Origin of the sequence: Stenotrophomonas sp., assembly GCF_050737575.1 — a bacterium.
In the GTDB taxonomy this organism is placed as follows: domain Bacteria; phylum Pseudomonadota; class Gammaproteobacteria; order Xanthomonadales; family Xanthomonadaceae; genus Stenotrophomonas.
Window position 1 is genome coordinate 45,457 of record NZ_JBOHXW010000011.1, and the last position, 25,437, is coordinate 70,893.

The 25,437-nt window shown below is 63.2% G+C and carries 18 protein-coding genes; 13 read left to right on the top strand and 5 right to left on the bottom strand.

Annotated features, from left to right (window positions below):
• Positions 1-197 precede the first annotated feature (197 nt).
• The 3 genes from ACREP4_RS16535 to ACREP4_RS16545 form a co-directional block, all read right to left on the bottom strand.
• Positions 198-3,179, bottom strand: coding sequence for a TonB-dependent receptor (locus tag ACREP4_RS16535; RefSeq protein WP_431597350.1), 2,982 nt, complete (start codon positions 3,177-3,179; stop codon positions 198-200).
• A 463-nt stretch (positions 3,180-3,642) separates the two neighbouring features.
• Positions 3,643-6,738 carry a TonB-dependent receptor gene (locus tag ACREP4_RS16540; RefSeq protein ID WP_431597293.1) on the bottom strand — a complete coding sequence of 1,032 codons (3,096 nt, stop codon included), beginning with the start codon at positions 6,736-6,738 and terminating at the stop codon, positions 3,643-3,645.
• A gap of 387 nt (positions 6,739-7,125) precedes the next feature.
• Positions 7,126-7,500, bottom strand: a complete 375-nt coding sequence (locus ACREP4_RS16545) for a YciI family protein (RefSeq protein ID WP_431597294.1) — start codon at positions 7,498-7,500, stop codon at positions 7,126-7,128.
• A gap of 164 nt (positions 7,501-7,664) precedes the next feature.
• Here ACREP4_RS16545 and ACREP4_RS16550 point away from each other — a divergent pair, with 164 nt between their 5' ends.
• The 11 genes from ACREP4_RS16550 (at position 7,665) to ACREP4_RS16600 (ending at position 17,742) form a co-directional block, all read left to right on the top strand.
• Positions 7,665-8,099, top strand: a complete 435-nt coding sequence (locus tag ACREP4_RS16550) for a YciI family protein (protein ID WP_431597295.1) — start codon at positions 7,665-7,667, stop codon at positions 8,097-8,099.
• Between the two features lie 28 nt (positions 8,100-8,127).
• Positions 8,128-8,565 carry a VOC family protein gene (locus ACREP4_RS16555; RefSeq protein ID WP_431597296.1) on the top strand — a complete coding sequence of 146 codons (438 nt, stop codon included), beginning with the start codon at positions 8,128-8,130 and terminating at the stop codon, positions 8,563-8,565.
• Positions 8,565-8,972 carry a VOC family protein gene (locus ACREP4_RS16560; protein WP_431597297.1) on the top strand — a complete coding sequence of 136 codons (408 nt, stop codon included), beginning with the start codon at positions 8,565-8,567 and terminating at the stop codon, positions 8,970-8,972. Before ACREP4_RS16555 ends, ACREP4_RS16560 begins: the two co-directional genes overlap by 1 nt.
• A gap of 67 nt (positions 8,973-9,039) precedes the next feature.
• Positions 9,040-9,396: a DUF1428 domain-containing protein gene (locus tag ACREP4_RS16565; RefSeq protein ID WP_431597298.1), complete on the top strand. Its 357-nt coding sequence runs from the start codon at positions 9,040-9,042 to the stop codon at positions 9,394-9,396.
• Between the two features lie 176 nt (positions 9,397-9,572).
• On the top strand, positions 9,573-10,838 hold the full coding sequence (locus tag ACREP4_RS16570) for an RNA polymerase sigma factor (RefSeq protein WP_431597351.1): 1,266 nt from the start codon (positions 9,573-9,575) through the stop codon (positions 10,836-10,838).
• A gap of 51 nt (positions 10,839-10,889) precedes the next feature.
• A complete protein-coding gene (locus tag ACREP4_RS16575; RefSeq protein ID WP_431597299.1) occupies positions 10,890-12,539 on the top strand; it encodes a M28 family metallopeptidase in 1,650 nt (549 codons plus the stop codon).
• Between the two features lie 172 nt (positions 12,540-12,711).
• A complete protein-coding gene (locus ACREP4_RS16580; protein ID WP_431597300.1) occupies positions 12,712-14,709 on the top strand; it encodes a hypothetical protein in 1,998 nt (665 codons plus the stop codon).
• A gap of 31 nt (positions 14,710-14,740) precedes the next feature.
• The gene (locus tag ACREP4_RS16585; RefSeq protein ID WP_431597301.1) at positions 14,741-15,190 is read left to right on the top strand and encodes an N-acetyltransferase family protein; all 450 of its coding nucleotides are present in this window, start codon (positions 14,741-14,743) and stop codon (positions 15,188-15,190) included.
• Positions 15,191-15,311: 121 nt separating this feature from the next.
• Positions 15,312-16,619: a sensor histidine kinase gene (locus ACREP4_RS16590; RefSeq protein WP_431597302.1), complete on the top strand. Its 1,308-nt coding sequence runs from the start codon at positions 15,312-15,314 to the stop codon at positions 16,617-16,619.
• Positions 16,609-17,382, top strand: a complete 774-nt coding sequence (locus tag ACREP4_RS16595) for a LytR/AlgR family response regulator transcription factor (protein ID WP_431597303.1) — start codon at positions 16,609-16,611, stop codon at positions 17,380-17,382. The genes ACREP4_RS16590 and ACREP4_RS16595 overlap by 11 nt, the downstream gene beginning before the upstream one ends.
• Positions 17,383-17,412: 30 nt before the next feature.
• Positions 17,413-17,742 carry a hypothetical protein gene (locus ACREP4_RS16600; protein ID WP_431597304.1) on the top strand — a complete coding sequence of 110 codons (330 nt, stop codon included), beginning with the start codon at positions 17,413-17,415 and terminating at the stop codon, positions 17,740-17,742.
• A gap of 325 nt (positions 17,743-18,067) precedes the next feature.
• Here ACREP4_RS16600 and ACREP4_RS16605 read toward each other — a convergent pair whose 3' ends face one another.
• The gene (locus ACREP4_RS16605; RefSeq protein ID WP_057635919.1) at positions 18,068-18,670 is read right to left on the bottom strand and encodes a hypothetical protein; all 603 of its coding nucleotides are present in this window, start codon (positions 18,668-18,670) and stop codon (positions 18,068-18,070) included.
• Between the two features lie 331 nt (positions 18,671-19,001).
• Here ACREP4_RS16605 and ACREP4_RS16610 point away from each other — a divergent pair, with 331 nt between their 5' ends.
• The gene (locus ACREP4_RS16610; RefSeq protein ID WP_431597305.1) at positions 19,002-19,922 is read left to right on the top strand and encodes an oxygenase MpaB family protein; all 921 of its coding nucleotides are present in this window, start codon (positions 19,002-19,004) and stop codon (positions 19,920-19,922) included.
• Between the two features lie 140 nt (positions 19,923-20,062).
• Here ACREP4_RS16610 and ACREP4_RS16615 read toward each other — a convergent pair whose 3' ends face one another.
• Positions 20,063-22,165: a M13 family metallopeptidase gene (locus tag ACREP4_RS16615; RefSeq protein ID WP_431597306.1), complete on the bottom strand. Its 2,103-nt coding sequence runs from the start codon at positions 22,163-22,165 to the stop codon at positions 20,063-20,065.
• A gap of 264 nt (positions 22,166-22,429) precedes the next feature.
• On the opposite strand from ACREP4_RS16615, the gene ACREP4_RS16620 reads away from it, so the two are divergent.
• Positions 22,430-25,423, top strand: a complete 2,994-nt coding sequence (locus tag ACREP4_RS16620; protein WP_431597307.1) for a bifunctional diguanylate cyclase/phosphodiesterase — start codon at positions 22,430-22,432, stop codon at positions 25,421-25,423.
• Positions 25,424-25,437: the final 14 nt, after the last annotated feature.

Genomic DNA, 25,437 nt, shown 5'->3' on the forward strand with positions numbered 1-25,437 from the left:
AATAACAGCTGCAACTAAATTCAAGTCATTGAAATTGAACGTTTTTGAAGATTAACAATTTGCTGAATGGGGGCGTCTTGGTGATCTCTCGGTGGCTACTGACCGCACAACGAACGCCCGTAAGAAAGCCCCGGCATGAAGCCGGGGCGTGAAATGCAGCATCCAGGAGAGAGAGTGGAGCTGCGAAACGCTTACGCTCAGAAATCGTAAGAGGCAGACAGGCGCACCGAACGCGGTGCCGTGTAGGCCGCGCCCATGCCGTAGGTTTCTGACTCCATCTTCGGGCCCACTTCGTAGACGGGATTGCTCTGCAGCGGCTTCAGTTCGTTGAACACGTTGAAGACATTCAGGGCGAAGGCGAGCTTCTGCTCGGCGAAGGACGGCCGGTACTGCGCACCCAGGTCCAGGCGCTTGGTCCACGGTTGGCGACCGGCATCGCCCGGCCGCGACGGCGCGCCATCGCAGTAGTGATAGGACGATCCATAACCCATCGGATCACTGATGTCGGCGCCGTAGTAACCCAGGCAGCTCTTGGGCATGCCCGAGACGATGCTCAACGTTGCCGAGGCAGTCCATTCGTCATTGAACTGGTACGCACCGAAGCCCTTCAGCTGATGGCGACGGTCGTTGGCCAGGTAGCCGCCGGAGTACTCCATCAGGTAGCTCCCATCCCAGTCCTGCGTTTTGGAAACATCCGCCTGACCAATGTCCGACTTCACCTGACCTTCGGTGTTGCCGAAGTTGCGCGACCAGGTGTAATCCACGCGGCCGTACCACTTGTCGGCCAGCGGATGTTCGAGGAACAGATCGACGGCGACATAGTCACGCTTGGCTTTCTGGTTGCCGAAGCCCCAGTCCCGGCCACTCATCTGCAGCGGGGTGTAGCCGGTGCCGTCGACATTGGCCAACAGGAAGTTGTTGGTTTTGCCGGGATTGAAGATCAAGCAGCCCGGAATCGTGACCGAATTTGGATCAACCCCGGCGTTGGCCAACTTGTCCGCCATCCGATCCGGATCGCAGACGTCATCGATGGCCGATTGCAGACGGCGGTAGGTCACCTTGGCGCCGCTGTTCCAGGTGCTGCCAAGCGTTTTCTCGAAGCCGAGGATCAGCTCATCCTGGTACTGCGATTTCAGGTCGGTCGGTGCAACCGAATGCGGGTCCGGCGCGATGCCGTACTCGTTGTTGACCGACACCGGGCCCGGGCCGAGTGCGGTCAAGCCGGTCGGATTGCCGTTGGCATCAATGCCCGCATAGGTGAAGTATTCGCGGGTATACGTCGAGGCCGAGGCACCGCGGATGGCGACGCTGTTGGGCAGCGCCAGGTAGTAGCGGCCCAGGTTGGCGAACACCTTCAGCGAGGAATCACCGAACACATCCCAGCTCACGCCAGCACGCGGCGCCCATTGGTCACCGCTTTCAACGTAGGGCACCGCCGAGCTGTTGTAGTTGGTGAACTTGTCGTTGCGCAGGCCCAGCGTCAGCAGCCAGTCCGGTGTGATCTGCCAGTGGTCTTCCAGGTAATACGCCTTCTGCTCAACGCTCATGCTGGTGGTGGTGGAGAAGATGTACTTCTGCACGGTGTAGCCTTCACCGCCCGGCGGAGCGATACCAAACCTGCTGCTGGGCGACTCGTTGGGATTGAGCTGTGAGTAGATCCACGCATAGCCCGGCCCGGTCATCGCCTGGCCTTCGTTGTGCGCGTTGTAATACATGTTGTCGATGCCGGCGGTCAGCTGGTGGTCGCCGATGCGGTACTCCAGATCGGCGCGCAGCCCGCGCGTCCTGCTGCCGGCATCATCGGATTTGCCCGCGCTGGTGACCTGTGAGTTTCGGATCGGAATGCCGCCGGTGATTGTCGGATCCTGGAACACCGCGCCGCTGATGAAAGGCAACGGTGAGTCGCTGCGGTTGGAGACCAGGTTGTCCTCTTTGCTGCGGCCGTAGGTGGCGCTCAGGGTCAGCGCATCGGTCAGGTAGCCGGTGTATTTGAAGATGTCGTAGCTGTCCTTCAGTTTTGTCGTGTTCGGGTAGACGCCCGTGCGTTCGCCCTCGCTGCGGTCGTCGTAGTCGAACGCCGTGTAGTAGCCACTTTGGCGGTCGGTGTTCTGGATGCGTGAGTACTCCAGCGTGTTGCTGTCGTTGATGTTCCAATCGAGCTTGCCGTAGAACTTCGGCGAGCTGAGCGTGTAGTGATTGCGCGCCTGTTGCGCGGCCTCGATGCTGCTGGTGGACACACCGTCGGACTTGTCGCTTTCAGCAGCCAGCCGCACGAACAAGCGGTCCTCGATCAGCGGGCCGCTGACATAGCCACTGGTGGTGGTGCGTGTCGCCGTATCGTTGTCGCGATAGCGGTAGATCGAGCCCTCGCGTGGATACCAGATATCACGCGGCGACGCGGCGAGATTGTCGGGCGACCAGGTGGTCTGCACGCCGAAGTGCCACGCATTGGTGCCACGCGCTCCCAGCTGATTGATCACACCGCCGGTGGAGCGGCCATAACGTGCGCTGTAGCCACCGGTATAGGTTTCCTGCTGATCGATCGAGCCATACGGCAGGCTCACGCCGCCGATGGCGCTCAGTGGATTGCTGACGTTGTAGCCGTTGATGTAGTACGCGTTTTCGGAAACGCTGCTGCCGCCAAAGGAGAGTACGGAGCGTGAGCCATTCGAGAACAGCTGGCTGCCGGCCACGACACCGGGTGCGAGCAATGCAATGGCTTCGGCACTGCGTCCAAGCGGCAACACCGCCAATTGCTCAGCGGTGATGACCGATTTTGAAACCGTATTGGTGACGTCGATCTTCGGCGCGCTGGTGGCGGTGACCGTTACCGTATCCAGCGTAGTGGCGCCGCCATCACCGAACGACACTTCGGTGCCCGTGCCGACTTTCAACAGCACGTTCTCGCGTGTGTCGATCACCTGGCCATCGCGTTGCAGCGTGACTGAGTAATTGCCGACCGGCAATGAGCCGAGGTTGTAGCGGCCATTGGCATCGACCGTTGCCGAACGCCTGAGGCCGGAGCCGTTCTGCACGGTGATGGTGGCGCCGGCTGCTGCCGGCGCGTTGCCAAACAGCGAGCCGGTAGTGCTCTGTGCGGCAACGGTGGCGATGACCGAAGTCAGAATGACCGCAAGAGCGGTGCGTTGTAGTCGAACGGCTTGCGTTGCACGGCGCATGGGAATTCCTTGGTCGATGACGGTGACTTCATTGCCCGGACGTGTCGGAATGAAGTTCCAGTTCATTAACAAGTTTTTTCCATGCCGAATGAAACGACATTTGGGTATGAAAAAATGAATGTTCTATATGATTTTTTTCGTCTAAGAGAATCGGAGAGCGGTGTGCTAGCGCAGTCCTCAATGGCAGCGAAATCGTTGGTATATGGCGTGCGTTTTCTGGCAAAAAAAGACCCCGACCGGAGCCGGGGCGATAGCAGATGGCGAGATTTTTCTCTGATGCCACGATTGCGCGTTGATGCCTTATTTCGAGCGCCATTCAAAAAATGGCGAGCGAATTTCAGTACGGAAGTGTCCGCTTGATGGACAGTGGCAGTGCATCACTCCCAACGCGCCGCAGTGAAACAATGGATGGGCAACAGGAGGTACGCCGCATCGACGCGCCTCCTGTGCAACCGTGCCCTGCTTAGAAGTCATACCTCATGCTGAAACGCATGCTGCGGGGCGCCGAGTAGCTCAGTACCCGCCCTGCCTGTTGATATGGCACGCCAAAGCCGCCGTTCTCGCCGTACTCCACGACGTTCTGGATGACTTGCCGATTCAATACATTGAACACGTCGAAGTTGAACTGCAGCTTGTTGCCGGGGACGAAGCGCGGGGAGTAGCTCACGCCCACATCCATGCGTGTGGTCCACGGCAGGGTGCCGCGTGATCCGCGCGGTGCGGACTCGCCATTGCAGAACCAGTAATAGGGCCCGTTGTACAACACATGGCCCGTGGCGAATTCATCCTGGGCATTGACGCCGTTGTACATGCCGTTGCAGTTCTTGGGACGCCCCGAATAGGCGACAAACGTGCCTGAGAAACGCCACTCATCGTTGAGCTGATACCAGCCGAACGCCTTGAACTGGTGGCGGCGGTCGTTGGGGAGATCACCAAAGCCACCTTCAGCCTGTTCCACATGGTCCCAGGATTGAGTCTGGGCCGCCTGGGCGACATCCTGGCCAATGTCGGAGTTGGTCATGCCCTCGCCATTGCCATAGTTGTGTGACCAGAGGTAGTCCAGACGGTAGTACCAGCCGTTGGCAAACGGATGTTCGATGGACAGGTTCACCGAATGGTATTTGCGCACCATCTTCGGGAAGCCGCCGTCGAAGTTGGCCCGGTGCGGATTGCCCGCATCGTCGTACAGCACCCAGGTGTTTTTCTGGCCAGGATTGCCCATGCGGCAGCCACTGGTGTTGTTGGTCCACAGCCGCGCCGCTTCGGTGTCCGCGGCGTTGAAATCCGCATCACCGGCCTTCAATCCGCTCGAATCGAAGACATTGTCATAGCCATTGGCGACGCCCCAGGCAATGGCGCCGCGTGGATCGCACATGTCGTCGATCATGCTGCCCAGTTCGCGATACACGTAACGCATACCGCCGACGAGGTTGTCGCTGAGTTTCTTCTCAAAGCCCAATACCAGTTCGTCCTGGAAGTAGGGCTTCAGATCAGCCGCGGCCACCGCGTTGGGATTGGGCGCCTGGCCGTACTCCGCGTTGGATGAGTAGGGGCCGTTGGGACTGATCGACGTGGTGTTCAGCGGCAAGCCCGTATTCGGATCGATGCCGTCATACGAGAAGTATTCGTTGGTGAAGGTGGAGCCCGAGGCACCGCGCTGGGCGACGGTGTTGGGCACGGTGAGGTGGTAGCGGCCCACGTTGCCGAACACCTTCAGGCTCGAATCACCCTTTACGTCCCACGTGACACCGATGCGGGGTGCCCATTGATTCTTGCCATCAAGGTAGGCGATGCGGTCGCCGTTGTAGTTGGTGAAATTTTCATTGCGCAGGCCCAGCGACAGCAACACGTTGTCCGACACCTGCCAGCGGTCTTCCAGGTAGTACGCGTACTGCTCCACCTCAAATTCGCCACCGTTGTTGTAGATCACTTGTGAAACGTAGCGACCGTTGTCGGGAATGATGAAGCCGCCACCACCCTGCAGTGCGGTGTTGGGTGCGCCGTAGTTGTAGTTCCAGTAGTAGCCGGCAGCGCCTGCGGTGGTCGTGCCTTCGCGGGACTTGGTGTTCAACTCGTCGTAGCCCAGGCGCAGCGTGTGGTCCCCGACCACCCACATCAAGTCCAGGCGGCCACCGTCGGTCTTGTCGAAGGCGTCGGAATAGGGCAGCTGGGTGAGTGTGCCGAAGCTGAGATTGTTGGCCCCGGCAAACGGCGTGCCGCGCACCGGCGTGACACTGGGGTCGTAGCCCCACGGCGCGCGTGTATGGTCCAGTTTCTGGCGACCATAGAGCGCCGTCAGCGTCAGGTTGTCGGTGAGATAGCCGGTGTACTTGCCGACGTACAGCTCGCCGCCATCCTTGTATTCGCCGCCACCCATGCGGGTCCTGCCGTGCTGCATCGGCTGGAGTGATTCGCCGGAGGCTGCGTTATTGGTGTTGGCGACGGCTTGGGTATATGCGTAGGGGTAGAGGTAGTCGGTGCGCTTGGTGACATCGGACACTGCGGTCAGTTCGATGCTGTGGTTGTCGTTGATGTTCCAGTCAACCTTGGCCAGCCATCGCGGCAGACGATAGTCGAGCTCGCCGTAGGACGTGGTGGAACCTGCGCGCGCGCCATAGCTCTCGACATCACGCTCCTGCAGTTCGCCGGTAGCGTAGAAGAACAGGCGGTCCTTGATGATGGGGCCGCTGGCATAGAGACCATAGGTGGTCGATTCATCCTTGTAGTCGCGCAGGTTTTGATAGATCTGGCCGTCAAGGGGTAAGCCGACCGACGGAAGGTAGAGGTTGCGACGGGAAGCCGGGTTCGGATTCCAAGTGACCTGGCCGCCAAACTTCCAGTCGTTGCCACCCCGTTTTGAGACCATGTTGACCACGCCACCGGTAGCGCGGCCGAACTCGGCGCCATAGCCAGAGACCAACACTTGCGCTTGATCCATCGCATCAAAGGGCAGGGTGCTTGCCCCCAGGCCGGTCATCGGATTGGTGACCGGGTAACCGTTGATGTAGTACGCATTCTCCGTCACCGACGCGCCACCAAAGGACGCCACACCGCTGTAACGCGAATCGCCAGCCACTACGCCCGGTGCCAGCAACGCGATGGCGTTGATGGTTCGCCCCACCGGGATCTTGCTCAACTGTTCCGCGGTGAATACCGAGCGGATGTCGGTACCTGATACATCGATGGCAGGCGTGTTGACGCCAGTGACGGTGATCGCATCCAGAGTGGTGGCGTCGGCGCTTGCGACGAAACTCACCTGGCTTGCGCCGCCCAGAACCACGGAAACGTTGTCGCGGACGGAAACCGTCTTTCCATCCTTGGTCAGTTCAACCTTGTAGTTTCCCAAGGCCAGCGAGGGCGCTTGATAGCGCCCGTTGGACCCCACCACGACATTGCGTGTCTGCCCGGTGTCTGAGTTTTGGATGACGACGGTGCTACCCGGTGCAGCGTTGCCAAAGATCGATCCTGTTGCATTGGACTGCGCATACGCCGTGGTTGCGATGCACAGGCCCAATGCCACGCATAGGGTGGCGCGGTGGAGCGTTTTCCGTTTGCTCATCTTCCTCTCTCCAGAGTGACTGTCTTCCCGACGCCGCGCTCCGAAGTGGAAGGCGGTGCATCAAGTGAACAGACGGTAACTTTGGTGTTGGCGATGACGATGAGTTTTGAACTGTTCCCTGTGCGGGACTTTTTGCTGCTCGCTTATTCAACAACTTGCGACACAACTGTGCCTTTCATACCGATGCGCTGACATGCCGTAACCGTGCTTCACAAGGCACAGAAAAACGGCGCAAGTGGTGCGTCGATGGGAGCGAGGCGCTATGAAGTGATGAGAAGTGCAGCACGCCGTCCACACCGGCGCTGTCAAGGCACCCCAAGCGTGCGCAGCAGAACAAGAGAGAGGTTTGTCTCGCGCCGGTCGCTTCGCCTCAGGCGCCGTGTTGTTTCACGCACCCACCCGCAGCCGCTCAGCATCCATGTCATCCAGCGGCCGCACTTCGATGCTGCCGTAAGCGGACCACGGGAATTGCTGGGCGATGCGCATCGCTTCATCGGCATCAGCGGCTTCGATCAGATTGAAGCCGGCCAGCACTTCACGCGTTTCAGCGAAGGGTCCGTCGGTGATGCGGGGCTGGTTCTGGCGGGTGCGCAGCGTCTGCGCGGTGCTGGTCGGCTGCAGCTTCTGCGCCAGCAGCAGCGTGCCTTTGACCTGCAGCTTGTCCGCGTGCTGGATGCAGCCGCGCATCAGTGTGTCGTACTCGGTTGCCGGCAATGCCTCCAGCAACGTGGGCTCGATGTAGATCAGCAACAGGAATTTCATCGCGCTACGCCTTGTAGGGAAGACGCGCATTTTGCCGCACGGATTCTGCTGCGTTGCCGCATTAATGCGTTCAGAAAAACAGTACGTGGCGATGTCGAGAATCCGCGCGCTGGCTCGTCGTATGTGATGTGAGCCGGCAATGGGCCGGCGACGGAGATGCTGCGATGAAAGTGATTGTCCTGGTGAAAGCCAATGCCGATACCGAGGCCGGGGTGATGCCCAGCGAGGCCGAGCTGGCGGCGATGGGCGCATTCAACGAACAGTTGGTCAACGCCGGAATCATGCTGGCCGGCGAAGGCCTGCATCCCAGTGCCAAAGGTGTGCGCGTGCGCTTTGACGGCCCGTCCGGCCGCAGCGTGACCGACGGCCCGTTCGCCGAGACGCGCGAACTGGTGGCCGGGTTCTGGCTGTGGCAGGTGCGCTCGATGGCCGAGGCCGTGGAGTGGCTCAAGCGGGCGCCGTTCAACGCCGAAGGCGCAGACCCCGTGGAGGTGGAGATCCGCCCGATCTTCGAGGACGCGGACTTCGGTGAAGCCTTCACTCCGGAATTGCGTGCGCAGGAGCAACGTCTGCGCGACCGCATCGGCCAGAACAACTGATCTCATTCATACCGCGAGGAGCACGACCATGAAACTGATTCCGTTCCTGGGCTTCAATGGCAACACCCACGAGGCGATGGCGTTCTATGCCAAGGCACTCGGTGGCAAGGTGGTTTCGGAAATGAAATACGGCGACATGCCGCCGAGTCCGGACATGGATATGGAAGGCTGCGGAGGCTTCACGCCGGACGCCGACCAGGTCGCGCACTGCCAGCTGGAAGTGGGCGCGGCGATCCTGATGGCGGCCGATGGCCCGCAGGCAGAAGGGCAGACTGCCACCACCATCAATGTCGATGTGGACAGCGTCGAGGAAGCCGAGCGCGTGTTCGCCGCATTGGCCGAAGGCGGGCAGGTGCAGATGGCGCTGGCCGAGACGTTCTGGGCCAAGCGCTGGGGCATGTTGGTGGACCGCTACGGCAAGCCGTGGATGGTCAACTGCATGAAGCCGATGGAAGGAGGTCAGTAATGACGACCACGCCACAGATGATCTTCGTCAACCTGCCGGTGCGTGATCTGGAGGCATCCAGAACGTTCTTCGCTGCACTGGGCTACAGCTTCAATCCGCAGTTCAGCGACGAGAATGCGGCCTGCATGGTGATCAGCGACTGCATCTTCGTGATGCTGCTGGTGGAGCCGTTCTTCCAGACCTTCACCCCGCAGCCGTTGAGTGATGCGCGCAAGCAGACCGAAGTCATCACCTGCCTGTCGGCTGACAGCCGCGCCGCGGTCGATGCGTTGGTGGACAAAGCCGTGGCGGCGGGCGCCAGCGAGCTGATGCCAGCACGCGATTACGGCTTCATGTACCAGCGCGGCTTCCAGGATCTGGACGGCCACTTGTGGGAAATCGCACACATGGATGGCGAGCCCGGTTGAATCACTGCGTGATCGCGTCGCGATGGCGGCCGGTCAGCGCACAGACAACATCAAGCAGGAGAGACACATGAGTTACGTCGATGGTTTCGTGGTTCCGGTGCCGCAGGAACGGCTTGCCGAGTATCGCCGCATGGCGCGCAAGGCCGCCACGGTGTGGAAGGATCATGGTGCGTTGGCCTACGTGGAGGCCGTGGCCGATGACGTCAAGCCGGGCAAGCACACCTCGTTCCCGCAGTCGGTGAAGCTGAAGGCGAATGAGGTGGTGATCTTCGCCTACATCGTCTATCGCTCGCGTGCGCACCGCGACCGCGTCAACACGAAAGCGATGGCCGATCCACGCTTGGCTGGCATGGATGTCAAAACCATGCCGTTCGATGGCAAGCGGATGTTCTGGGGCGGTTTCAAAACCTTTGTGGAACAGTGATGCCTGCGCGGCGGCCGCCGTTTCAGCGCCCTTCCTTTCGTGTGACGGAGGGGAGGGCGCGGAGATCGCTGCGCGTCCCGGTGCGTTGATGAACGCGATGACTCGCGCGCTCCCAAGCGATGAGCATTGCCGGAGCGCTTGCGGCGACCTCGGCACAGTGGTGTGATCGCGGCCTGATGGAACATGCAGATCTCCAGCAAAGGCTCGACACGTTGTGGCGGATGGAATCGCCGCGCCTGGTCGCGCGCCTGGCGCGCATGATGGGCGACCTGGACAGCGCCGAAGAGCTGGCCCAGGACGCCTTGGTCGCCGCGCTCGAACACTGGCCGCACCAAGGCATTCCCGACAATCCCGCCGCTTGGCTGATGGCGACCGCACAGCGGCGCGCCATCGACCGCCTGCGGCAGCGGCGTCTGCATGCGCAGCGGCAGACGCAGGTGCTGGACGAGCTGCAGGATCACGTCATGGGCGCGGATGCGCACGATTACATCGATGACATCGGCGACGACCTGCTGCGGCTGGTATTCGTTGCCTGCCATCCGCTGTTGCCTGCCGAAGCGCGCGTGGCACTCACCCTGCGCCTGTTGTGCGGTTTGACCACGCATGAAATCGCGCGTGCGTATCTGCAACCGGAGCCGACCATTGCCCAGCGCATCGTGCGTGCCAAACGCCTGCTCGCCGAACGGCAGGTACCGTTTGAAGTACCGCGTCGCAATGAACTGACACAGCGCCTGCAGTCGGTGTTGGATGTGGTCTATCTGGTGTTCAACGAAGGCTATGCAGCCAGCGCCGGCGATGACTGGACGCGGCCGGCATTGTGCGAAGAAGCGCTGCGGCTTGGTCGCGTGCTGGTGGGGCTGATGCCCAACACCATTCCGGTGCTGGGCCTGCTCGCCCTGATGGAGCTGCAGGCCTCGCGACTGCGTGCGCGTACCGGCGTCGATGGCGCTGCGGTACTGCTGTTGGATCAGGACCGCAGCCGCTGGGATTGGCTGCAGATTGGCCGTGGCCAGGCGGCGCTGGAACGCGCACTGGAGCTGCATGGCGGCGACGATCCCTACGTGCTGCAGGCCGCCATTGCCGACTGCCATGCCCGTGCACGCCGCGCCGAACATACCGATTGGCCGCGTATCGCCACGCTGTATGCGCGCTTGGGCGAAGTGATGCCGTCGCCGGTGATCGAACTCAATCGCACCGTCGCGGTCGCCCAGGCGCACGGCGCCGCGGCGGCATGGCCGCTGCTGGAGGCGCTGCAGCAGGACGAACGCTTGCAGGGTTATGCGCCGTTGGCCGCAGTACGCGGCGACCTGCTGGCCCGGCTCGGCCGCCATGACGAGGCGCGTGCCGCCTTCGAGCAGGCCGCCGAGCTCAGCGGCAACGCGCGCGAAAGCCAGGTATTGCTGGCCCGCGCCGCGGCCATGTCCTCCGGCACTGCGCACTGAGCGCGGCGGCTGGCTACACTCCAACGGTTGCCTGACCAGTGGAGAGAATGCGTGAAGCGAGTAGTGATCAGCCTGTTGGCGATGTCGGTGTCTACGGCCCTGATGGCCGCACCGCCCAAATTTGATGGCGCGCGGATTTCCGCCGACGTGAAGGAACTGTCCTCCGACGCCTACGAAGGCCGCTCACCGGCCTCGGCAGGTGAGGAAAAAACCGTTGCCTACCTGAGCCAGCAGTTTGCCGACGCCGGCCTGCAGCCGGGCGGTGACCTGCAGGACGGCAAGCGCCTGTGGACGCAGGCCGTGCCATTGCTCAAGGGCGACATTGTCGGCAAACCGCAGCTCACGCTGACCAGCCAGGGCAAGCCGCAGACCTTGACCCAGGGCCAGCAGGTGGCCGTGCGCGCGGCGATGAATGGCGACAGCGCCGTGGCGATCAACAACGCACCGCTGGTGTTCGTGGGTTACGGCGTCAAAGCGGCCGAGCGCAACTGGGACGACTTCAAGGGCGTCGACCTGAAGGGCAAGATCGCCGTGGTGCTGATCAACGACCCGGACTTTGAAAGCGGCGAAGGCGACTTCGACGGCAAGGGCATGACCTACTACGGTCGCTGGACCTACAAGTACGAGGAAGGCGCGCGCCAGGGCGCTGCCGGCGTGCTGATCGTCCACGAAACCGCACCGGCGTCATACGGCTGGGCAACGGTGGCCGGTTCCAACACCAACACCATGTTCGACGTGGTGCGCGACAACCCGGCCGAGGCGCATCCGGCGCTGGAAGGCTGGGTGCAGCATGATCTGGCGGTGGCCATGTTCAAGCGCGCCGGACTGGATTTCGATGCACTGAAGCAGCAGGCGCAGTCGCGTGATTTCCAGCCGGTGGAACTGCGTGGCGAAACCTTCTCGGCCAACTACCAGGTCAAGACCGAAGTCATCACCTCGCACAATGTGGCCGCACGCCTGGAAGGCAGCAGCCACGCCGACGAAACCGTCATCTACAGCGCGCACTGGGACCACATCGGCGTCGGCGAGCCGGACGCACGTGGCGACCGCATCTTCAACGGCGCGATGGACAACGCCAGCGGCACCGCTGCGATGATCGAGCTTGCGCGTGGTTTTGCCACACAGCCCAAGCCGCAGCGTTCCATCCTGTTTCTGGCGGTCACTGCCGAAGAGAAGGGCCTGCTCGGTTCGGAGTACTACGCCAGCCACCCGCTGTATCCGCTGTCCAAGACCGTGGCGGTGATCAACATGGACGGCATGTCGCCGTACAGCCCGTCGCGTGACTTCGGCATCTACGGCTCGGCCAAGATGGAACTGCTGGATCAACTGAAGGATGTCGCCAAGGGTTGGGACATCCGCTACACGCCCGACCCGAAGCCGGAAGCCGGGTTGTTCTTCCGCTCCGATCACTTCCCGTTCGCCAAGCGTGGCGTGCCGGCGCTGTCGTATGCGGCAGGTCAGGACTGGATCGACGGCGGCGTGGAGGCCGGCAAGAAGGCATCAGACGACTACACCGCCAAGCGTTATCACCAGCAAGGCGACGAATGGCAGGCCGACTGGACCTTCGCCGGCGCGGTACGCGACCTGGAAGTGGTCTACACCCTCGGCGAGAACCTCGCCAACTCGCGCGCATGGCCGAACTGGAGCCAGGAAGAAGCGTTCCGCGCGGTACGCGATGCGAGCGCAGCAGAACGCAAGTAAGCAGCGGAAGAAGGTGCCCCAAAGGGGCACTGCTCAAAGCCCCTCTCCCGTTTTTGCGGGAGAGGGGTTGGGGTGAGGGCAGCGTTTGTCCTGCCTTAATCACCGCCATTGATTCGCGCCCTGTTTGACCTCACTCACCTACCATTGGCGCGTGCAGCAGCAAGGAACAGGGATGTCGAACAGAAGGGTGTGGGGCGTGATGTTCTGGTTGGCGGGGATGGCCGTTCCGTTGTGCGCCGCTGCCGCGACGTTGCCGCCGAACTGGCAGATCCTGCCATCCTCACCGGATCTGGTTGAGGACCGGCTTCCTGCCGCATTGCGTACGCCCCAACTGGGCAAGGACGGCAAGCGTCTGCCGCGGGTGCAGATGGTAGTGGACGTACCGTTCGCGCAGGTGCTGCCGGTGGTGCAATCCGCACTGAAGCCGATGGGCACCCTGACCGGCGAACTCAGCAGCAACCAGGTGTCGCGCATCGACCAAGGCTGGGGCGATGTGCTGATGGCGCGTCGGCCCGAACTGGTGCGTGAATACCTGCGTCAGTACGAACTGCCGCAACTGCAGCAGTACGTCAGCGACGGGGCATTGCTCGACTCGGAAATCCCCGGCCGCATGGCGCGGCTCGAACGGAACTTCCGTTTTGAAGGACGCGGCGAGCGCATGCCAGCCCTGCAGCATGCGTTCAACTATTGGATCGGCAGCGCCGAGCAACGCCTCGGTGCGATGGGGCGCAGCAAGAGCACCATCCATGTCCGTGTGACCCAGCTGGATGCAGTGATGGGCCGCCCGGCCACCGCCATCACCCTGTGGCGCAACGACGACTGGCCCAACCCCGGCGGCGGCATCGTGGGGCAATTACGTGCGTTGGCCGACGCCAATATTTTCAGCAGCGGCCCGCAGGCACGGATTCAGCGCAACAGCGTGCCGCAGCCGGTGTTTACCCCGCTGTTCGAGGCGTTGAGCGCGTTGCCCGGGGCCGGGTTGCGGATCGGCGCAGACGCATCGGACTGGATCGCACCGCCTGCGCCGATGACCGCCATCATCGAGCCGCAGTTACAAGCGCCAGATGCAGACGCGGCGATCATCAAGGCCAATCGCGTGCTGCGCATCGAGCGGGTGGGGGCATACAAAACCTTCGACGCCGATGGCATGCAGGTGCTGGCCGATGGCAGCGCACTGCTGGTGCAGAACTACCCCTTTACCGTGATGCGCTGGTCGCCTGCGGATGGCGACACACCACGTACGCTGTGGACGTCCCCGCAACCGAGCGTGACCCGCTGGATGCTGGCAGCTGATGTGCGTGGGCAGGTGGTGCACCTGCTGGCGGACGGGCAGGTGATGCGCTACGACAGCGCGCATCCGGCGCTGGTGGCGCATCCGTTGGCGTTCGACCAGAAGGGCGTGCTCGGCGACAGCTATGTTCGCTACATCCACGATGGCAACGGCGTGCCGCTGGCCTACCGGCGTGACTACACGGGCCAGCGCGATACCTTCAAGCTGTGGGCGCCAAGCCAGACCGCCGCCGAAAATGGTGCGCGCTGGGACTACGCGCTGCGTTTCGCCGCGCCGCGTCAGCATGTGATGCGCGGCAATTTACCCGGCAATGCACAGGTCAAGCCGGTGCAGTGGGATGGTCCAATGGCCAACGTCTGGATCGAGGATGTATTCGGCCTCACCGAACTGGATGGCAGCAGCGGTCGTGTGCTGCGGGTGTTGCCACTGCCGCGCCGCTACGGTGGAGCGGATACACAGGACAACATCGGCATGACGCAATGGACGCCGGAGCCGTTTGGTTCGGTCAACGGGCGCTGGATCGCGGTGGGCTTCGTGTTGAAAGACGGCGAGCAGCGCAATCCGGGCATGCACGTGGTCGATATGGACAGCGGCAAGGTGCGTCATTCGCTGACCCTGCCTGGCCAGGATTCGCTCAAGGTCGCTGCTGGCTCGCCTGACGGCCGTCTGCTTGCACTGGGTAATGCTGGCGGCGGTCGGGCGGCAGTGGTGTGGAATCTGGACAGCGGCCGCTCGTTGACCCTGCAGGCCGATCGCGGCAACTGCTCGGAGCTGCAGCAGGTTCAATGGAGCCCGGATGGCGAGCGCCTGTGGGGGCGTTGCGTCGATGCACTGGTGCAATGGGACTTGCCGCCGGCCTGGCAGTCGCGGCGCGGATGAACCGCCCACCGCGCTTGGAGCGCACACGACGATGATGTTCAACGTTCGTTTGGCCGTTGCGGCCGATGTCGAGGCCTTGTTCGACATCCGTACCAGCGTCACCCAGAACCACCTCTCGCGGGAGCAGATGGCGCAGATGGGGATTGATGCCGAGTCCCTCGCCGCCGCCGTATCGGCTGCGCCGTGTGCTTGGCTGGCAGAAGTAGACGGACAGCCGGTGGCGTTCTCGATGATCGACCTCGATGACGCGTGTCTGTTCGCGGTGTTCGTCCGGCCCGCCTTCGAGGGGCAGGGCCTGGGCACGGCAGTGCTGCAGCCGGCCGAAGCGGCGCTGTTCGCACGGCATGCCCGGATCTGGCTCAGCACCGACGGGCGTGAGCCGGTGCGTGCCAATGGTTTCTACCGCCGCCACGGTTGGGTGCCGGTGGCGGCCCTGGACGACGGCGACGTGCGCTACGAGAAGGCCCGGCCCGGCGGCTGACCCGGTCCGGTCGACGGCTTGTCCCGTTTGGTCGCCGATATCCACGTTTTGTCGCACGGCGCTTGTGCATGGGCGGCAGCCACTTATCCTCGACGCCAGCTCCCCCACTTCGGCCCCGACCATGTTCGCCAGCCTCTTCCTCGGCTTCCGCATTCTCGCTGTATGGGCGCTCACGCTCGTGGTCGGCGGCTTCCTGTGGAGCGGCCTGTTCAGTGGCATGGACGAACCGCCGGGCTGGATCTACGGCCTGCTGGCGATGACGCTGATGGTGTTCACGCTCAGCGCCATTGTTGGCCACGTCCGCCGCGTCTCGCTGATCGCCGACCGCCTCGACGCACAAACCCTGGGCAACCGTCATCGTCGCCAGGTGGAGCTGCCGCTGGATGCGGCCACCGCCTTCCGCGTGCTGGAAGAGGTCATTGGTCAGATGCCCCGGCTGGAAGGTTTCGAGCGCTCGGTCGGCACGCTGCAACTGCGTGCCCTGCAGCGCCGTGCGGATCCTTACGGTGACCGTCCGCCGTCACGCTGGAATCTGCTGGCGCGGCTGGCGATCAAGCGCAACCAGATCACCGCACGCGTTACCCCGGGCACCGACACCAGCAGCGTCACGCTGTTGTTTGAACCGGACGCCGGCGCTTGGGTGGACCTGTTGTTGCTGGACGAAGGCAGCAACTTCGAGAACGCCGAAGCGGTGACGCACGCACTGAGCGGAAAGGTTGCCGAGCAGCGTCGCGAAGAACGCGCGCAGGCCGCACGCACCGAGGCGGAGAAAGAACTCACCGTCGCCCGCCTCAACCTGCTGCATGCGCAGGTGGAACCGCATTTTCTCTACAACACACTGGCCAACGCGCAGGTGCTGACCCGCGCCGACCCCGAGCGTGCCGAGCAGATGCTCGGTCACTTGATCCACTACCTGCGCAGTTCGTTGCCGGGCATCGACCAGTCGGTGTCCACGCTCGGCCAGGAGCTGGAACGCGTGCACGCCTATCTGGAAATCCTGCGCATCCGCATGGGCGCACGGCTGACGCTGCAGGTGGATGTCCCCGAGGCGTTGCACCATGTCGCCTTGCCGTCGATGTCGCTGCAGACGCTGGTGGAGAACGCCATCAAACACGGCCTGGAACCGAAATCCGGTGGCGGCACGGTGTGGATTCTGGCGCGCGAGCTCGGCGGTCAACTGACCGTCACCGTGGCCGACGATGGCCAAGGCATCACCACGCACAGCAGCGGCACCGGTATTGGCTTGAAGAACCTGCGCGAACGGCTGCGGCTGACCTGCGGCGAGCAGGCCTCGCTGGCGATGGTGTCCAACTTCCCCAGCGGTGTGGCCGCAACCATCAGCCTGCCGTATGTGGCGTCGGTGCCGCCGCCGTTTGCCCCTGCGAGCGTCATTGTTCCGCCGGTGCCGGAGTATCCACATGTTCCTTGAGGCGCTCATTGCCGAAGACGAACCGCTGCTGCGCGCGGCCTTGCTCCAGCAACTGCAGCGCTTGTGGCCGGAGCTGCGGGTGGTTGCCGAATGCGAAGACGGTGCCGCCGCGCTGGAAGCACTGGAAAGCCACCAGCCCGACCTCGCCTTCCTCGACATCCGCATGCCCGGCGTCACCGGCATTGATGTGGCGCGCGCACTGCAGAGCGTGAGTCCGCAGACGCAGGTGGTGTTCGTTACCGCCTACGACCAATACGCCATCGCCGCGTTTGAACAAGGCGCGGTGGATTACCTGCTCAAGCCGGTGACCGACGAGCGCTTGCTGGCCACGCGCGAGCGGGTGTTGGCACGGCGCCAGGCCGGCATGCCGGATTCCAGCATGCTGGATCGTTTGTTGAAGCAGCTGGTGCAGCAACCGGGCGCGCCGCAGACCGCACCGCCGCTGGCCTGGATCACCGCCAGCAACGGCCGCGAAACGCGTTTGGTAATGCTGGACGAGGTGCTGTATTTCCGCGCCGACAGCAAATACACCTCGGTGGTCACCGCCGATGAAGAACTGCTGCTGCGCAGCTCGCTGCGTGAACTGGCGGCGGCATTGGATCCGAATTGTTTCCGGCAAGTGCACCGTTCCACCATCGTCAACATGAAGGCGGTGGTGTCGGTGAGTCGCGAGGAAAGTGGCCGTGGCGTCCTGCGTTTGAAGCATCGCAGCGAGACGTTGGCGGTCAGCCAACCGTTCATGAGTCTGTTCCGCGGCATGTAACGCCGCCACCGTTCTGCCAGGAGAAGTGCCATGCATTACCTGACCATGTTGCTGGGCAGTCTGTTGTCGATGCTGGGGATCAACGAGCCACCCGGGCAGACTTCAGTGACGCGCATCAGCGGTGAGCAGGCCCTGTTGAGCCGCACCACCGTGCGCTCCGGTGTAGCCAAATTCCAATGCCTGCAGAGCGAGAGCGGCAGCTGCGTGTATCAGCTGTATCGCGAACAGTGCGGTGCAGGGCAGGGCGCGCAGGTCTGCAACCGCGAGCCGTTGATGGATTTCGTGGTGCTGGTCGGCCGCACCCGACAGATGAACAACCTGCCGGAAGGCTTCGGCCAGCAGGTATTGATCCGCAAATAACATCGCCGCGACGAGCGCGGCGATGGGTGGTTGCTTTTGATTTTGGCTCTGCTCTTTGGCTCTGCTGTTCTGGCCTTTGCCTCTGCGCTTTCTCCCTTCTCCCGCGTGCGGGAGAAGGTGCCCCAAAGGGGCGGATGAGGGGAGCTCTGGACTCAGAACGCCTGCCTCTGCTCTTTCTTCCTTCTCCCGCGTGCGGGAGAAGGTGCCCCAAAGGGGCGGATGAGGGGGGAGTTCTGGACTCAGAACGCCTGCCTCTGCTCTTTCTCCCTTCTCCCGCGTGCGGGAGAAGGTGCCCCAAAGGGGCGGATGAGGGGGAGCTCTGGACTCAGAACGCCGGCTGCAACCTCAAGCCATCGTCACCAATGTGGTTGAGCTTGCCGACCAATTCAGAGTGCTGCCGCATGCGGCCCAGCTCGCGCATGATGCGGATGTCTTCATGGCGCAGCTCGCGGTTGGCGGTGACGGCCTGCTTGTAATCCAGCACTTCCGGATAGTGCTGCGCCATGTCCAGCGCTTCGGCCACGTCATCCACGCTGTCGGCATCGGAGCTGATGCGCGCGCGGCTGTTGAAGGCCTTCATCCAGCGCTCAAAGCCGGCCGTGTGGTCAAACATGTTGGCCATGAACCAGATCACGAACAGGATCGACACCCATGAACCCAGCACGATGACCACGCGGGTAAAGGTGATGTGGAAATCATCCCGCCACAGGTAGTTGGTGATCAGCCCGAGGATCAGCAGCGAGGACGCCTGCCAAAGCACGATCGAGGCCATCAACCATTGGCACTTTGCCTGCGCCAGCACCGCGACTTCGTCACGAATCTGCTGGTCGCTGAGGTTCTTCCAGTGATCGACCTGTTTCTCGAACGGCTGGCCGTACAGTTCATTGTCCTGCAGCAACAATCCCAAACCTTTGAACAACGCAATCATGGTGAGCTCCTTGCAGATACCTTGCTGGAACGAGCGACGAATAAGCGTGAAGCGGTCAGGCGGGTTTAGTTCTAGCACTTTCAGGACGCTTGGCAATGGGGGTGCGCAGCATCGGCGCGTAGCGGACGGCAGGTGAATCCTCGCCTGTGGCCGAATTTCTGCGGCGCAACATCGCCCAAGTAGCGGAATGGAAGAAGGCCGGTGAAAAGTTGTGCTGCGCTTGCACATCGCCGTGGAAACGTGGCCCCGCCGCCGCTGTCTGTACCGGCATAAGCGCTCTGCGACCAAGGTGGGAAGCCGGTTGCGCGCCGGGAACGGTACGATAGCGCCCATGTCGTCCTTGTCCCGTCGTGTTTCCGATGCCGCCACCGCCCAGATCCGGCGCTGGGTCCTTGATGCTTTCCCCCGCAATCAGAGCGGGGTGGACTATGACGCGCCGCTTGGCGAGCCGGGCTGGTTCGGCCCGGACAGCGTCACCTGGCGCATTCATTCTGAATTTCCCGGCATGTTGGCCGGTGGCTTGTGCGCGTTGATGCTGCAGCTGTTGCACCCGCGTGCGCTGGCCGGCGTGTATGACCATTCCAACTTCCGCGATGACCTGGTCGGGCGGCTGCGCCGTACCACCAGCTTCGTGGCCGGCACCAGTTACGCGCCGCGTGCCGAAGTGGACAAGCTGATTGCACGCGTCAAACGCATTCACGCGCAGGTGGTGGGCCGCGTGCCCGACGGCAGCGACTACGCCGCTGATGATCCGGAACTGCTGACCTGGGTGCACGTCACCGAAGCGTATGGCTTCCTGGAAGGCTGCCGACGCTATTGTCGCGAAGTGCCGGAGGCCATTGCCGATCGTTACTACAACGAATACCGGCGCGTTGCCGAAGCGCTGGGCGCCACGCATGTGCCGGCCAGTCAGTCGCAGGTGCAGGACTATTTCGCCGCGCAGCAGCCGCAGCTGCGCATGGATGACCGCTCACGCGAAGTGTTGGACGTGCTCAGCGCGGTGCGCCTGCCGGTGCCGTTGCCAGGCATGTCGCGCGAGGTGTTCCTGGCGGCCGGTGCGGCCTTGTTGCCGCAATGGGCCGAACAGTTGATCGGCCGCAGCCGTGGCCAACAGCTGCAGTCGGTGGTGTCGGCGCGCATGCTGCGCAGCGTGGCACCGTTGTTCCGCATTGCGTTGAACGATGGAATTTCCACCCGCGCGTGCAAGCGGGTCGGTGAAGATCCGGCGATTCTGATGCAGTGGCCGGCGTGATTGCTTGATGGGTCTGGTGGTGGGGAGGGATGAGCTTTTGCTCCAGCGCGACCGCACACCAACGCAGCAACCCCTCACATCGACCAAAAGAAAACGGGCGCCGAAGCGCCCGTTTCTCTATCCAACATCCACAACGCCAGTCACCAGACCTTGACCCGCTTGTCCGGTGCCAGATACAGCGCCTGACCTTCCTTCACCTCGAACGCGGGGTACCACGCGTCGAGGTTGCGCACGGTCAGGCTGCGGAACTGTCCCGGTGCGTGCACGTTGGTCAGCAGCGAATTGCGCAGTGCCTGCTCGCGTGCCTTGCTGCGCCACGCCTGGGCAAAGCCGAGGAAGAAGCGCTGGTCTGGCGTGAAGCCTTCCAGCGTCTGTTCCTGCTTGCCTTGCAATGACATGCGGTAGGCATCGTGCGCGGTGGCCAGACCGGCGACGTCGGCGATGTTCTCGCCCAGCGTCAGGCGGCCGTTGACGTGCACGCCGGGGAAGGGTTCGTAGCTGCTGAACTGCGCAGCCAGCGCGTCGCCGGCGGCGTTGAACTGTTTCAGGTCATTGGCCGTCCACCAGTTGTGCAGCTTGCCGGTTTCGTCGAACAACGCGCCGGCATTGTCGAAGCCGTGGCTGATTTCGTGGCCGATCACCGCACCAATCGCGCCGTAGTTGATCGCATCATCGGCGGCACCGTCGAAGAACGGCGGCTGCAGGATGGCGGCCGGGAACACCAAGCGGTTTTCCAGCGGCACGTTCATCGCATTGATGGTCTGCGGCAGCATCGCCCATTCGTCGTGATTCACCGGCTGGCCGAGCTTGGCGAGGTTGCGCTGGTACTCGAACAGCGAGGCGCGCTGTGCGTTGCCCAGTGCGTCGTCGCGCTTCACTTCCAGCGCGCTGTAATCGCGCCACTTCGCGGGATAACCCATGCCGACCTTGAGCCCGGCCACCTTGGCCTGGGCGTGTGCCTTGGTTTCCGGCGACATCCATTCCAGCGCGTCGATGCGCTTGGCGAAGGCGGCGATGATGTTCTTGGCCATTTCATCGGCACGCGCCTTGGTCGCCGCGTCGAAGTGGCGCTCAACGTAGAGCTTGCCGACGGCTTCACCGATGGCATCGTTGGTGGCCGCCACGCTGCGCTTCCAACGCTCGCTCTGCTGCGGGGTGCCATTCAACGCGGTGCCGTGGAAGCCGAAGTGCGCATCGGCGAAGGCCTTGGGCAGGTACGGCGCGGCTTCATCCAGCGCGTGGAAGGCCAGGTACTCCTTCCAGGTGTCCAGCGGCTCGGCGGCGACCAGCGTGGACAGGCCGGCGACGGCCTTGGGCTGCCACACGATGAAATCCTGCTGCGCGCTCAAGCCGGCGCCGTCCAGGAATGCGGCCCAGTCCAGGCCCGGTGCCTTGCTGCTCAGGTCAGCCTGTTTCCAGGCGTTGGCCCCTTTTTCGACATCGTTGGTTTCTTCCTGCGTGGCATGCGCGCGGGCGATCTTGGTTTCCAGCGCGACGATGCGTGCGGCCTTGGCCGCTGCGTCGCGGTCACCGGACAACTCCAGCAGCTTGGCGACATAGCCTTCATAGGTGTTGCGCAGCTCGGCCATGCGGCCGTCCTGCAGATAGAAGTCGCGGTCCGGCATGCCCAGCCCGCCCTGCACGAGGTAGGGCGCGTTGCGATCAGGCTGCAGCAGATCCGCCGACACCCACACGCCAAACAGGTGCGGGGTATAGAAGTTGGTGGCGTTGAGCAGATCCACGTCCGCGCGCAGCGTGCCGCCCAGTGCCTTGGCCAGCGCTTGTTTGTCGGCGATGGCGGTGATGGCCTGCAATTGCGGCTGCACTGCAGCGGTGCCACGCGCTTCGATGGCGGCTTCGTCCATGAAGGCGGCGTAGTAGTCGCCGATCTTGCGGGCTTCGCCATCGCTGGCCTTGGTGCTTTCTTCCATGATCGCGCGGGTGTCGGCCAGGGTCTTTTCGGCGATCACGTTGAAGCTGCCCTGGCTGGAACGGTCCGCTGGGATTTCGGTGCGCTTGACCCATTCACCATTGGCGAAATCAAAGAAGTTGTCGCCAGCCGCGACGCTGCGGTCCATGCCGGCCGCGTCGAAACCGAAGCTGCCCAGCTGCGCCTTGGCCGTTGCGGTGGTAGCCGGCGCCTGCGTTGTCTTGTCGGCCGCTGCCGGCGCGTCTTTGTTGCAACCACTGAGCGAGAGTGCGGCACCGATTGCCAACATCAGAAGGGAGCGTTGCAGGGCCATGGCGGGTTCCAGGTTGAAAGGCCGCCCAAGTCTAGACCTGTGTCCACGGGGATGCAGATGCGGACTCTGGCGTTTGATCAGCGGTGCAGTTGCAGCAAAAAAGCGGCTTTTTGCTCTTCACGCCGGTAGGGGTTCTGCTGCATGCTGTGTGAGGTTTGCTGCCAGTGGTGTCTGGGGAGACACTTGCAGCGCGGGCACATGCCGATGGCGCGTGGTCGCTCCCCGCTGGCTCCCTGTTGCCCACGCTTCCGGAACAACCACGTGATGCCTGCCCGCTGCCCGCTGCCCACTGATGCGCTGGAAACCCCTGTGAACCGGGTACAAGCGCATCCACTGCGGGTGGTCGCCTTTGCCGGCGTGCTGGTGGCGGTGGTGCTGGCCGCCGCACTGGCGATGATGCTGTGGAATGACCGCAGCACCCGGCTTGAGGCCGCACAGCGGCAGAGCATGGCCCTGGCCAACGGCAGCGACCGTTTGCTGCGTGCGCAGCTGGGAACCCTTGAGCGTGCATTGCGTGGCGCTGGCAGCGATGGCCGCGAGTTCTACCGGCAGGTGCCGGACAAGGCCGTGGAACTGCTGGAAGCCAATATCCGGGGCGTGCTGGAACGCAACCGCGATCTGGCCTCGATCACCTTGGTTGATGACCACGGCCAGCCGCTATCGCAGGGGCGCGGTGATGCCAGCCTGCGCAGTTGGGTGGTGCCGCAGAACCGGTTGTTCAGCGGTGATCTGTATATCGGCGCCCTGGAGCAACTGCCCGAAGGTGCGTGGGTCGTGCGCGCCGCCCTGCCCATGCAGCAGGGGCAATGGTTGTTGGCGCGGGTGCGGCTGGGCCTGTTCCAGGAGGTGGTGCGCGGACTGGATGTTGGCCACGACGGCGTGGCCTCCATAGGCAACCGCTACGGGCAATTGCTGGCGCACAGCCGCAGCCCGGCCGCGTATATCGGCAAGCAATTGCCCGCACCGATGAAGATATTGACGCCTTCACCCGAAGTCGTGGCGGAAGGTGTGGTCGAAAGCCCTGCCGATGGCCAACGCCGCATTGCCGCCGTCAGCGTGCCTACCGATTACCCGCTGAGCCTGTACGCCGCACTGTCCTACAAGGAAGTGATGGCGCGCTGGTTTGTATTTTTGTACGCGGCCATCGCCATCTTTCTGCTTTATCTGGTCGGGCTGGCTTACCTGCTGCACAGCCTTGGCCGCAGTGCATGGCAGGAGCGGCGCCTGAGCAAGGAGCTGCAGGCCGGTGCCGCCGAGTTGGAATTGGCGCACGAGGTGGGCAAGGTCGGCACCTGGTCCATCCACGGCGAGGAACCGCTGCTGGACTGGTCATTGCTGACCCAGCAGATGCTGGATCTGCCGACCCGTGTTTCCACATTGGATGCGTTCTTCGGCCGCGTTCACGAAGAAGACCGCGCCTGGCTGCGGGTGATGCTCAACCACGCCCGCGACGGCAAGGGCGCGTTGAACGCGATGTTCCGCCTGCATATGGCTGACGGCTCGCTGCGCTGGTTGTCCGCGCGCGGTGATCGGGTCAACAGTCCCGGCCAATTGCCGCGTCTGGCCGGCGCCGTGGTGGATATCAGCGAGCGCGTGCACACCGAGGCGCGTGCGCAGGAAGCGGAGCGGCAGTTCCGTCTGGTGTTTGACCGCAACCCGGCGCCGTTCTGGATTTTTGATCTGGCCACGCTGCGGTTTCTTGAAGTGAACCAGGCCGCGGTGGACCAGTACGGCTTCAGCCGCGAAGAATTCCTGTCCATGTCGATCCTGGACGTGCGCCCGGCGGAAGACCGCGAAGCGATACGGCGCACCGTGCTGGGCACCGCCAATGGTCAACCGACGTTGTTGCCCGTGCACCGGCACAAGCGCAAGGATGGCAGCATCTTCCAGGTGCAGGCACATGGCGCACGGCTGGAATTCGACGGGCACGATGCCTGCCTGGTGCTGGCCGAAGATGTCAGCCAGCGCCTGCGTTACGAAAAGGAACTGGCGTACCGCGCCAGCCATCACGCCGGCACCGGTTTGTTGACCGTGCGTGCGCTGGCCGAAAAGCTCGATGCCGGTGTGAGCGGCTACACCATCGCGCATGTGCAGCTGCGTGGCCTGCAGATGATTGCCGACACGCTCGGGCGCGATGCCGGCGAAGACGCGCTGCGCTCGGTGGCGGTGCGGCTTGGTGGACTGGCCGCACGTTATGGCTTGTTGGCGCACCAGCCGGCGGAAGATTTCGTGCTGGCGATACACAGGCCGGCCGATGTGCAGCTGGCACTGGATGCCTTGCTTGAAGCCGTAGCCGAACCCATTCGCGGGCGCGACACCTTCCATCAACTGGAAGCGCGTATCGGCGTGGCCAGCAGCCCGGACGATGGCGACGTGGCTGAGCAGGTGCTGGGCCGCGCGGCGCAGGCGGCCCACGCCGCGCGCGAAACCGGCGTGCCGCTGGCGCGTTTCATCCCGGCGATGGCGGCGCGATACACCGAGCGGTTGCAGTTGGCCGGGCGCGTGCACATGGCCATCGATCGCAACGAATTCGACCTGCATTTCCAGCCCATCCGCCACGCCGCAGACGGCAGTCCAGTCGCACTGGAAGCTTTGCTGCGCTGGCCGCAGGCGGATGGCAGCTTCATTCCGCCGGGCGACTTCATTCAATTGTGCGAAGACACCGGCCTGATCATCGCGCTGGGCCGCTGGGTAATCCGCAATGCGGCGCAGGCGCAGCAGCAGTTGGCGGCGGCCGGCTGGGGCCGGTTGCCGATTGCGGTGAATGTGTCGGCGGTGCAGTTCTTCAACACCGATCTGGCCAACGAGTTCAGCCGCGCCATTGAGGAGTTCGGCCTGCCGCGTGGTTCGCTGCAGTTGGAGCTGACCGAGAGCAGCCTGATGCGCAATCCGGGCCAGGCGCTGCAGACCATGCAACGCCTGCACGAGCGCGGCATCCATATTTCGCTGGATGACTTTGGCACCGGCTTCTCGTCGATGTCGTACCTGCAGCATCTGCCGCTGGATTCGCTGAAGATCGACCGCAGCTTTGTCGCCGATGTTGAAACCAACCCGCGCAATGCCGCCATCTGCCGCGCGCTGTTGTCGTTGGGCCACAGCATGGGCCTGACGGTGATTGCCGAAGGCGTGGAAACCGACGGTCAATACGGTTGGTTGGCGGCGCATGGCTGCGACCAGGTGCAGGGTTATCTGCTGGGCCGGCCGATGCCGCTGGCCGATGTGCTGGTGTTGCTGGCGGCGCAGCGCGACGCGGAGTGAATTGGCCGCAGCGC